Here is an 11652-nt window from a genome sequence, read left to right on the forward strand (position 1 = left end):
GCCCGAAACATCGTCTCGAACTGCTGCCTGACATTCGACTTTTATTCCTGCATTCTAGTTTATCGGAAGCGGAATAGCTTAGTCAATATAAATGTATAGAAAGGGATGAAAGATATGGAACATTCCAACCATATATGATGTACATCTGGAAAATCCGAAGATTTATTTTAAAATCGGACTAAAAATTTATTTTTTTTTGTACATGGATCATTTAAACTAAGCTCATCATTATATGGCTTACCACTGTGAATTAATTAAAAAGCACGGTGGACGGGACTAAGCATGACGTGAACATATTTAAAAGGAAAATGGGGATGAGATTGTGAGTTTAACACTATTCAAGAAAGTGAGCATGATCTGCTTGGTATTCCTGATCGGATTCAGCGGTCTATGGAATACGTTAGGGTTGGTACAACGGGCTCATGCCGCCGCAGAAAAACCCTTCACTGGAGAGATTCAGTTATTCCCTTACAACGCCGCTCCCGACAACTGGATGCTAGCGGATGGACGAACACTTCCATTGGATCAGAATACAGCTCTGTTTTCATTACTAGGCAATAATTATGGTGGAGATGGAAAAACAACCTTTGCATTACCTGACCTCACGGATGTTTCACCCGAGGGACTGGGATATTACATAGCTATCACTGGAACCTTTCCACCTCGTAACGAGGACTTCAATGTTACCAAAAATGCTGTGCTTGGCGAGGTTCGCCTGTTCCCCTACTATTTCACACCTAATGGATGGTTACCTGTAGAGGGGCAGTCTCTCCACATCTCTGAATACACTGAACTTTTCAATATGATTGGCACAACCTTCGGTGGAGATGGGACGGAGACCTTCCGGTTACCCACATTACCTAAAATTAAAGGTGACATCATGCATTACGCTGTATTTACGGACTCGACATACCATGCCGAGACTGGCGGTACGGGGAACGAGTATACAGGTGAAATCATTCCCATGCTGGTTAATCTCTCACCTACACACTGGATACTTGCAGATGGATCTTCACTGCCCAGCAGCCAAAATCAGGACTTATACAGCCTTTTGGGCAACAGGTATGGGGGTAATGCCCCGGTGAGTTTTAACGTACCTAATCTGAACAACACACAATCTGTCTTGGTGTATTATGTTGTCAAAACAGGTAGACTCCCTAACTTCGGAGATGGTACTCCAGGTGGTACTCCGCCCATTGCAATAGCAGACACTTATACAACCATCCAAAACACAACTCTAACTGTATCATCGCCAGGATTAATGGCCAACGACAGTAATGCTTCTACTGTCTCTTTAGATACTCTACCGATGAACGGGACCATCGTCCTTCATTCTAATGGTTCATTCATGTACAATCCAAATACTGATTTTGTAGGAACAGACCATTTTCAATATACAGCCACCAATCCATGGGGTACGAGCGATCCTGCATTAGTTACTATAACTGTTGAGCAGGGCACATCTCCAATAGTCAGCGGCGTAGCTAACGATGGAATATATAATCAAACGGTATTCCCCACTTTTGATAGCGGTACGGCACTTCTGAATGGTGTTTCATTCACAAGCGGCACTGCAATTACAGCAGATGGGGACTATACTCTGGCAGTTACCAATAGTATTGGTACGACAACCATTCACTTTACGATGGATACCCAGCCTCCAGTCGTCACGGGTGTTGTCCAGGACGGGATATATAACATTAATCCAGTAATTACCTTTAATGAAGGAACAGCCACACTGAATGGTTCCCTCTTCCTTAGTGGAGATACAGTCCGATCCGATGGAGAGCATGTATTGATTGTTACAGATCGTGCAGGCAATACCACAACCATTCCATTTAGCTTTTATGCGCCGCGAACCGTGACCTTTAATAGTAACGGCGGTACGGATGTAACGGAACAAAAGGTGCCTTACGGTGACAAGGCCATTGCTCCACCTGATCCAACCAAAGCAGGGCATACCTTTGCTGGATGGTTCACGGGTTCAGATCTGAGTCAGGCTTTTGATTTTAGCAGTACAACTGTAACCACTGATCTCACCCTGTATGCGAAATGGACGGTCAACTCCTATACCATTAAGTTCGAGCCTAACGGTGGTACAGTCGTTGCAGATCACTCAGTCCATTACGGTCAGAAACTTTCAGCTCCTGTTTCGCCAAGCCGTTCTGGCTATACATTTGCAGGCTGGTATACGGACTCTGAGTTGCAGACGCAATTCAGTTTTGATCAAACGGAGATCACCGACAATCTAACCTTATATGCCAAATGGAATGTTATTCCTTCTCCACCCTCAGGCGGCAATGGCAGTAACAGCGGCGGCTCCGGCAACCAGAATAACAACGGGTCGAGCGGTAATCCTTTTCCACCTAACACAACAAATTCGTCCACTAATGGCCGTCTAACGCTTGTTGCGGGGCAGGCTGGGCAAGTGAGTTTAGGTGATGGCATTACTGTAACCATCCCGGCTGGGGCAACTAATCAAGAAATGAAGATCACGATTGACCAGATTACAGATTCTTCGGACTTGCTGACTAATCAGACTAAACTAATCAGCCCGGTATATGAGTTACTTAAGAATGTTCAACAGAACTTCAATAAATACGTAACCTTAAATCTGACATTTGATACATCAAGCTTGCCAACCAATCACCAGGCTGGGCTATTCTACTTTGATGAACAAAACAAGTTGTGGATCTCTGCGGGAGAAGCTTCAATTCGTGACAATCAAATCAACGTAGACGTAGACCATTTCACCAAATTTGCTGTTTTTGCGGTTGAACAACCCAAGGCGCCAGCAGAGATTGCATTTAGCGATGTCGACGGGCACTGGGCGGAAGATTTCATTCAAGAAGCCGTCCGTGAAGGTATCGTAAGTGGATTCTCCGATGGGTCCTTCAAGCCTAATGCATCCGTTACGCGTGCAGAATTTACGGTGATGCTAATGAATACACTGAAAACAGAATACACAGAAGCGGCAATATCTTTTTCCGATCATGCAAAAATAGGAACCTGGGCACAGTCTGCTGTAGCTCGTGCCGTGCAAGCAGGGTTTATTCAGGGAGACACTGAGGGGGCTTTCCGCCCCAATGCTGCTATAACCCGTGCTGAGATGGCTGTCCTGGTAGCCGGTGCGCTTCAGTTAAAAGCGATAACTGGCGCAAGCTCTACCTTTGCAGACGATGCACAGATTCCGCTTTGGGCCAAAGCAGCTGTCGCTGGCATGCAAAAAGCCGGGATGCTGAACGGTAAAGGGCTGAATACCTTTGCTCCAAGTGATAAAACTACGCGTGCAGAAGCGGTCAAACTACTGTTGAACGCAAAAAATTAGTGCATATCTAAAAGCCTGTTCCTTCCGGGAACAGGCTTTTCTGACCGTTTTATTCCGAGATCGTAATGACCGAGGTCACAAAGTGATACGATTCGTTCTCCAATACCGCCTGCGATAACAGGATTTTATTGCCTTCCGGGCTCCAGGCGAGTGGGTCAGAAGCGTTGTCCATATCCGCCGAGATCTGGAACTGTTCTGCCGACTCCGTGTTGGAGACGAACAGTCCCTTCTCATTATCATTCTCGGAATTGATCGTATACGCAATCTTGGAATCATCACCCGACCAGCTTGTGCCGAAAATCTGTGTGCCTCTGGCGAGCGTGGCCTTCTCATTACCTTCCAGATCGGTGAGCACCAGCGCCCGTTTGGTATCCGCTGTTCTTTTCACAATCGCAAGCCTTGTTCCATCATTAGAAGGGATGACCCATTCCACACTTTTCAGCACCTGTTTCACGTCACCCGTCTTCACATCGTATGCATTCAACTGGCCGTCTTCGCCCGTAATATAATAGAGCATATTGCCTGACACCTTGATACTCCGTACATTGAAATTACTCGTCTCGACCAACACTTTCGTTGTGCCGTCCACACTTGCCGAGATCAGATCACCCTTCATATTGGGGAAAACCACATGTTCATTATCCAGCCATGCGCCCTCTTGGATGAAGCCATCCTCCTTACCAGCAGGGGTTGTCTCCCCGTTATGCAAGTTCAGAATGTAACCTTTACCCGTACTTTCTTCCGGCTCCCGGTAGAACAGGTACTGACCATCCGGTGACACCAGCGGTGCACCCAGGCTGGCTTCACTTTCCTTGAGCGGCGTGTCTGTACCTTTCGTCAGATCATACATATATAAGTTATGCGGATATCTTTCCTGGCCTTCAACCGTGACGGGTTTCAAGGACTTGTTCTCCTTGTCGGATACAATCCAGTCGTCACTTAGCCATGCAATCCCGCGCATATTCGGCAATTTATCAATTTTCTCCAGCTTAAAGCTCTGGTACACAGACGTGTTGGTATTATCTTTTACTGTAATGTCGGTGCCCGTTTTCCCACCTTGTGCGTTGCCCCCAGGCTCTGTTGTTCCCCCGCATCCTGCTGTCGTTAACAGGGCAATGGCTCCGAACGTGCCCAAAGCTGCTTGTTTCCAATTCATGATGGTCCCCCCTGGTTTCTCTTGCTATAGACCAAGCATACACATCGCATACTTCCAAAGTTATTCAGACTTGTTTCGAACTTGTAAACTTGTATCAGCCAAAGGGAATATGAGCTGGAACATCACACCTTCCCCATCCTCTGGATCGCCCGACAGCAGGGTGATTGTACCGCCCTGTTTTTTAACAAACTGCTTCACGAGAGATAGTCCCAGTCCGGTTCCGCCCGTTTTTCTAGCCCTGTCTTTGTTGACGGTGTAGAAAGGTTCAAAAATCTTCTCCTGTGCCTCTGCCGGAATCGGCGTACCCGAGTTGTAGATACGAATGACCGCTTGACGCTCCTGCATCCGCAGTTCATTCTTCACCCGGATTACACCATCCGGGACGTTATATTTGATGGCATTATCCAACAAGTTAATGAAAATATGCATAAGACTTTCCCGATCACTGCGGATCACCGCCGGTTCAAGATCCAGTTCCATGTTTAACCCAAACTTCTCCGCTTTCCCACGCATGCGACCACAGGCATCTGCCAGCAGAGCACTGACCTCGACATCTTCGGCCTGGTTCTCAAAGTCGTACTTCTCCAGGGCAGATAAATGTAAGACTTTCTCAACCATCTCGTACAACCGCTCGGTTTCTTTGCCAATGTTAGTAGTTGCATCATCAAGCAGTTGCGGATCATCCTTATACATGTCGAGCAGCTCCACATACGCTTTGATCGAGGTCAGCGGTGTCTTGAACTCATGGCTGATGTTACCGATATATTGTTTCTGCTGCTGTTCCAGCGCCTGAAGCTTCTCAATCGCCAGTTGTAGCTTCTCCTGCTCCGCATGCATGGCTGTGATATTTTGCTGAATGGAGGTACTCATATAATAGATCCCCTGCCCGAGCTCTCCCAATTCATCCTTGCTCCTTACAGGAGACTCCGTAATGTAGTCGCCTTCTCGAATGGAATCTGCGGACCTCTTCAGCCTGGTAATAGCAACAGCAAACCGATTGTAGAACAGGTAGCCTAATATGAAGCTCAGCGCAACAACGGTAATTCCTGCCCATATGAACAGTTGAAGGATGCGAGCATAGAATTCATGGTAGCTCTGGACCGGATACTGCATCCATACGGCACCCATCTGTCCATCCGGACCGTCCAGTGGTGCGGCGTAGAACAAGGTATCCCCTTGTTCATGATAGGCAATTTTATTTTGCAGTGCATAGTTCAATGTATCCTGAACAATCGCACTCTCCCCAGTGCTGATCGATGAACCGACTTGCTGGCCTTTCATATCATAGAGCGCTATCGGCAGACCAGTGGAGTTGGCCAGTTCCTGTGCCAGCCTGCGGCCGTTTTGTTGTAAAAAGGCTTCCTGTTCCAGATGAACGGACTCGGTGTAGTAGGACTGTCGCACATTCAAGTTGACCAACCGCGTCTGCTGGGACAGAATCCCTTCAATCTGTGACTGCTGATTGCGTTCAATACCTCGTAGTACAAGTGAGCTGAGCACTACCACCGTCAGGATGAGCAATGCCGCCAGAAAAACACTGAATTTCAGCTTGATGCTGACTCTCATACGGCCCCGCCCGATTCAGACGCAGCGGCTTTGTAGCCAATCCCGTATACAGTCTGCAGTTTTTGCTGATCCGTATCTCCGATTTTTTTGCGCAGACGTTGGATATGAATGTCCACGGTTCGTGTGCCACCCGCATATTCCATCCCCCACACCCGATCCAGCAGATCGTCGCGTGTGTACACCCGCTCAGGATTGGACATGAGAATGGTCAGCAAATCGAATTCCTTTGGTGTCAGATCCAGCTTCTCCTCATTCACGGTCACTGTGCGGTGAGCAACATGAATACGCAGTTCGCCATTCACGATAGCTTGGTTCTTCGAATCATCAGGTGGTGGACTGCTCTTCTCGACACGGCGCATCAGTGCTTTCACCCTTGCGAGCAGTTCACGGATCTCGAATGGTTTGGTCATGTAATCATCCGCGCCCATTTCCAGGCCGACGATCTTGTCCACGATATCATTTTTGACGGTCAGCAAAATAATGCCGATATCCTCCCGGTCCTCCAGCCTGCGACAGACACCGTATCCATCGAGCCTCGGCATCATCACATCCAGAATCATGACCTGCGGGTGAAACGATGCGACCTTGACCAAGGCCTCTTCGCCGTCACTAGCAGTATCTACTTCATATCCTTCGCGCCGCAGCGCGTAAGCAATGGCACTGACGATGCTTGATTCGTCATCTACCACGAGCACTTTTTTATTCATGGGATTCATCCTTTACGTTACACGAGATAACTTCAAGTGCAGTACCGTCTTCTGATCGCTGTTAGTTGATAAAGGGCTTAGCATATGCTTCCGAAGTAGCTTTCTTACAGAAAGCTTTGAACTTCGTTTCTTCAGACTGGTTCTGCACTCTTCGTTTTCGTGTAAATATTCAGTTCTTTTATTTATGTTAGCAAGGTCTACGTTAATTAGCTATGGATGAGTTTGCTCTACTTTCTTTATACCCTAAAGGCAACAAAAAGAGCCAACCCGTGATTGGATTAGCCCTTGATCTATTGATTCCCAATTCATGTTACTGTTTAAGTCAGCCGTTTTGGGCCCCCCTCTGGATTTACTCCTCAAATGACAGGTTCAGCGGCTCGTCCGACATCTCGTACTCTGTCTCCATATGTGTCAGCGGTGTATTCAGATCAACCTCCTCGAAGCGGAAGCTATCGACCCACACTTTTCCTTTACCGTTCAAAATAACCCCGAATGAAATGACCGCGCTGTCCTCCGGCACATCAAGCACTATGCTGTACTGATTCCATGGCTGCGTACCCGTAATCGGCCGATCATGCATGTTATCGAACTGAAGTACATCATGGACGTTATTATCCACACGCATCCATAATCCGCAGAACGCGTCCACACGCTCGGTCTTCACGAATCCCGATAACTTCATCCGCTTACCCACATACTTGTCCGCCCTGAACTGCTGCATCATCGTTGCGAACTCGTTAGGCTCCATCGGCGTAACGGCCTTCAAATATCCTGAAGCTTTCCCCTGATGCACTTCGGCAGGATCAATACCCATCTCATAATTTTGCGGATGACTTCCGGTTAACATCCAGCCTGTAATCGTTGACGTCTGATTCATCTGTAATTCTCCTCCTCTGGTTCTTCCCTCGAATAATTTCAGATCGAACAATTTGCGAAAACGTCCTGGCGGCATGCCATATAATTTGCGGAATGCACGGGTGAAGGCTTCCTGACTCTCAAATCCACATGCCAGGGCGATGTCCAAAATGCCCGCATCTGTCGATCGCAAGGTCGTGGACGCCAGACTCATCCGTCGGTTTCGGATATAATCCACCACAGTCATGCCGACCTCATCACGGAAAATCCGGTGGTAGTGATATGGCGACAACAACGCCTCGGATGCCACTTCTTCCAGTCCGATTTCTTCATGCAGATGGGTTTCAATATAGAACAAACTTTGCTGAATCATTGCACGGTACCGGCTCAACGTTGTAAAGCCCCCTTCCATATCCTTACTATACGTGAATGATGTCACCGCCGTTTTGATCATTTTTGCTATCCTCACTTCGGTTTGCCTCACTTCGGTTGACCTCTGCCGGAAATGCAAAAAGAGCCAATCACGGATTGAATCCTTTCCGTCATTGACTCTCCTTTATCTATTCGCACATCATTCTTCGTCAGACAGCCGGTACCGGCTGTGCACCAACCTCTTCATCATCATGCTCCACCAATTCATGTTTCTCCCAAGCTCTACTCTTCCAGCGGAAGTACATAATGACCGCACGCGTCCACTCATCCGCCGCAATGGCAAGCCACACACCAGCGAGCCCCAGATGAAGCTTGAATATGAGCAGGTATCCCAGTGGCAGACTCATGCAGACCATGGAGATCAGACCCATGTATACCGGGAATTTTGCATCCCCTGCCGCACGCAGGGAACCAATGATGACAATATTGCAGGTACGTCCGGTTTCGAGCAACAGGCTGAGCAGAATCACTTGAGCCCCCAGCTTGATAATTTCCGGATTATCTGTAAAGATGCTCATCAGCGGCACACGGAACAGAATGATGATTACATCAATGATAACCGTGGCCAGAAGGGCCCATTTTACACTGTCAAAAACACGTTTGTACGCATCGTCTTTGCGCCGCGCACCCACAAGCCGGCCTACAATGATCGATGTTCCCATACCAATCGCCATGCTGAACAAGTAGATATAGCTGGAGATATTACCCGCATACTGCTTGGTTGCCATGGCTTCTGCGCCCAGATAGGTCACATACAGCGTGAACACGAGCTGGCAGGAATGATATACCATCGATTCCATCGCAGATGGAATGCCAATCCGCAGAATTTTGCCAATAAAATGTTTGGACAACTTAATGTAGTATTCGAAATCCACCCGCACCTCGCTCACACGATACAACAACCAGAAGAAGATCAGCAGGCAGATAAACCGGCTTCCCACCGTGGAGATTGCTGCCCCTTCCACCCCAAGCTTCGGCAGGCCGAAGTGTCCAAAGATCAATGCATAGTTACCAACAACGTGAATCACGTTCATGAATACAGCAACATACATCGTTTCTTTGGTGTAACCATGTGTACGAATCGTCGCAGCCAGCGCGTTAATGAGTGCCTGGAGGAAGATACCACCACCGACGATATTTATATACGAACGGGCAAAATCATAAATTTCGCCTTGAATATTTAGAAGTGTTAGCAATTGTCCTCCGAACAGAAGAAAGATTCCGCTCAGGACCAGACCTACGATAAGATTCAGTGTGATCGCATTACCCGTAACTTGGGCTGCTTCACTTAACTTTTTCGATCCGATATATTGGGCTACTACAATCGCAGCACCATGTCCAATGACTTCCAATACAAGTATAGCAATAGAGATAATCTGATTGGCTGCTCCAACGCCGGAGACCGCATTATCGGATACCGAGCTGAGCATGAGCGTATCCACGCTCCCCATCAACATAAATAAGAAGAGTTCCAGGAAAATAGGCCATGTCAGTCGAATCAGATTCAGATCCTTGGCATCAGAACGAAGGGACTCTTTGGTTGAGGATATTGCTGTCATTTTCTCACCTTTCCCATGTGGGCTTTAATTCTTAGGGTATGTTAGCACAGGTGGTTTGAAAATGCAGTAGTTTTGCGAAAATAGTTGAAAGTTTTTTGCAATTCCATAAATAGGTATTTTCACTGCTTTCACAAAGCCCCGCTTCCGTACGCCTGCCAGAGGTTTTAGAAGACAAAAAAGGTACCTCCCAACTCGCTTTTAAGCAAGTAATGGAAGGACCTTAGGCCCTCAGCCTTTTAACCTTTAACAGAACCCGCAGCAATTCCCTCCACGATTCGATTACTCAGGATGAGAAAAGCAATCAGGATTGGCATAATGCTAATCATCAGCGTTGCACCAATGGCTCCCCAATCCGTTGTATATTGACCGATAAAGTTCTGTACCCCAACAGTTAAGGTTTTGTACGAATCTGTACTGATGAACGTATTAACAAAGATGAATTCATTCCAGTTATAGATCATGTTAATGATCGCCGTTGTGGATATGACCGAAGACGTCATCGGCAGCACAATCCGAAAGAAAATCCGATGCACGGAGCAGCCATCCATCACTGCGGCTTCTTCCACTTCCCGGGGAAGCGCGTAGTAGAATCCGAGTAGAATCATAATGGTAATTGGCATATTAAAGGCAATATAAGACAAGATGACTGACAAAGGATGATCTGTGAGATGAAGCTTCAGGAACAAGCTGAACAGCGGGATCAATGTGGAGTGTACAGGGATCATTAGACCCACCATGAATAGCCCCAATACCAACGAGCGACCCTTCCAGCGCATACGTGTAATGGCAAAGGTCACCAGACTGGCGAACAGCACGGTGACCACCACCGAAACCACCGTAATCCATACACTGTTGAAGAAGTACAAGCTGATATTTCCCTCTGTCCATACCTTGACATAGTTTTCCCAACGCGGAGTAGCAGGAAGGGAAAAAGGTGCCATGTCGAATACTTCCTGATTATTTTTAAGCGAGAATAACAGCAACCATACCAAGGGTAAAATTTGCAGCAAAGCTACCAGGGACAAGAGGAGATACAGCAGAATATATCCGAATCTCCTTAACCATGCCGAACCTCGACCTGTCCCCGGGTAAGTTGGCAATCTAACGGCCGTATCCGTCTTCACCGGGATGGACCTCCTTTCATTTCACTTACGTCAGGAATACTGGATCGTATCTTTGGATGCCGTCGCTTTACGAAGCAGCCAGGTAACAAGCAGACAGATCAAGAGCAGGAAGAAACCTACAGCACTGCCGTAACCAAAGTCGAAGCTACGGAACGCCTGACGATACATATAGGAGGCCATCACTTCGCTGGAGCCATTCGGTCCGCCATCGGTCATCACGTAGATGAGATCAAAATACTTGAGTGAGCCTACCACAGCCAGTACAACGGTCACCTTGATGACTTCAGTAATTAGCGGCAGCTTGATTCGAAAAGCGATCTGCCAAGGGCTTGCCCCATCAATCCGGGCTGCTTCCACCAGAGATTCCGGAATATTTTTGAGGGCCGCATAATAGATCAAAATATAGAAGCCTGCATACTGCCATAGAATCGGCACGAACAGTGCATACAGCACCAGGGATGGCTCCGCCAGCCAGGCTGGCGGATTGCTGAAGCCGATCGCTTCCAGAAAAGTGTTTAGCACACCATTGCTGGGATGATAGATCTTCAGCCATAACTGGGCGATCGCGACCGAAGACAGCAGCATCGGGATCAAATATATTTTGCGGAATAGATTGGCACCCTTGATCTTGCCTGACAGCACCAAAGCAATCATCAGATAACCGATCAGACTCAGCGCAGAGAACAAAGCAAGCAAAAAAGTATGGTTCGCACTCTGCCAGAATGTCCCGTCTTGAAGCAGTCTGGCGTAATTATCCAATCCAATAAAGGTCATTGCACCGATCCCGTCCCATTGCATCAACCCATAATACCCGGTGAGCACGATCGGGATGTAGACCAAAACCAGCAGCAGAAGCAGTGCAGGAAGCACGTACAACGCAGCAACGAGACGGTTGGACATGACTTTGTCCATCACATTATCCTCC

8 protein-coding genes are annotated in these 11652 nt (G+C 47.5%); 1 reads left to right on the plus strand and 7 read right to left on the minus strand.

Going from position 1 to position 11652, the window contains the following annotated elements; all coding sequences use genetic code 11:
- Positions 1–322: 322 nt before the first annotated feature.
- Positions 323–3328, plus strand: a complete 3006-nt coding sequence (locus tag AC1S8V_RS28680) for a tail fiber protein (protein WP_482071697.1) — start codon at positions 323–325, stop codon at positions 3326–3328.
- Positions 3329–3377: 49 nt separating this feature from the next.
- Here AC1S8V_RS28680 and AC1S8V_RS28685 read toward each other — a convergent pair whose 3' ends face one another.
- The 7 genes from AC1S8V_RS28685 to AC1S8V_RS28715 all read right to left on the minus strand — a co-directional run bounded on the left by AC1S8V_RS28685 (position 3378) and on the right by AC1S8V_RS28715 (position 11639).
- Positions 3378–4484, minus strand: coding sequence for a TolB family protein (locus AC1S8V_RS28685; RefSeq protein ID WP_482071698.1), 1107 nt, complete (start codon positions 4482–4484; stop codon positions 3378–3380).
- A 60-nt stretch (positions 4485–4544) separates the two neighbouring features.
- Positions 4545–6050, minus strand: coding sequence for a sensor histidine kinase (locus AC1S8V_RS28690; RefSeq protein ID WP_482071699.1), 1506 nt, complete (start codon positions 6048–6050; stop codon positions 4545–4547).
- Complete coding sequence (locus AC1S8V_RS28695) at positions 6047–6757, minus strand: response regulator transcription factor (protein WP_482071700.1); 711 nt, start codon at positions 6755–6757, stop codon at positions 6047–6049. The genes AC1S8V_RS28690 and AC1S8V_RS28695 overlap by 4 nt, the downstream gene beginning before the upstream one ends.
- Positions 6758–7106: 349 nt before the next feature.
- Complete coding sequence (locus AC1S8V_RS28700) at positions 7107–8024, minus strand: helix-turn-helix transcriptional regulator (protein WP_482074606.1); 918 nt, start codon at positions 8022–8024, stop codon at positions 7107–7109.
- A 169-nt stretch (positions 8025–8193) separates the two neighbouring features.
- Positions 8194–9603 carry an MATE family efflux transporter gene (locus tag AC1S8V_RS28705; RefSeq protein ID WP_482071701.1) on the minus strand — a complete coding sequence of 470 codons (1410 nt, stop codon included), beginning with the start codon at positions 9601–9603 and terminating at the stop codon, positions 8194–8196.
- Positions 9604–9839: 236 nt separating this feature from the next.
- The gene (locus AC1S8V_RS28710; protein ID WP_482074607.1) at positions 9840–10703 is read right to left on the minus strand and encodes a carbohydrate ABC transporter permease; all 864 of its coding nucleotides are present in this window, start codon (positions 10701–10703) and stop codon (positions 9840–9842) included.
- Between the two features lie 54 nt (positions 10704–10757).
- Entirely contained in the window at positions 10758–11639 is an 882-nt protein-coding gene (locus AC1S8V_RS28715) for a carbohydrate ABC transporter permease (RefSeq protein WP_036606643.1), read from the minus strand.
- Positions 11640–11652 lie beyond the last annotated feature (13 nt).

Source organism: Paenibacillus sp. B46(2026) (genome assembly GCF_056786355.1).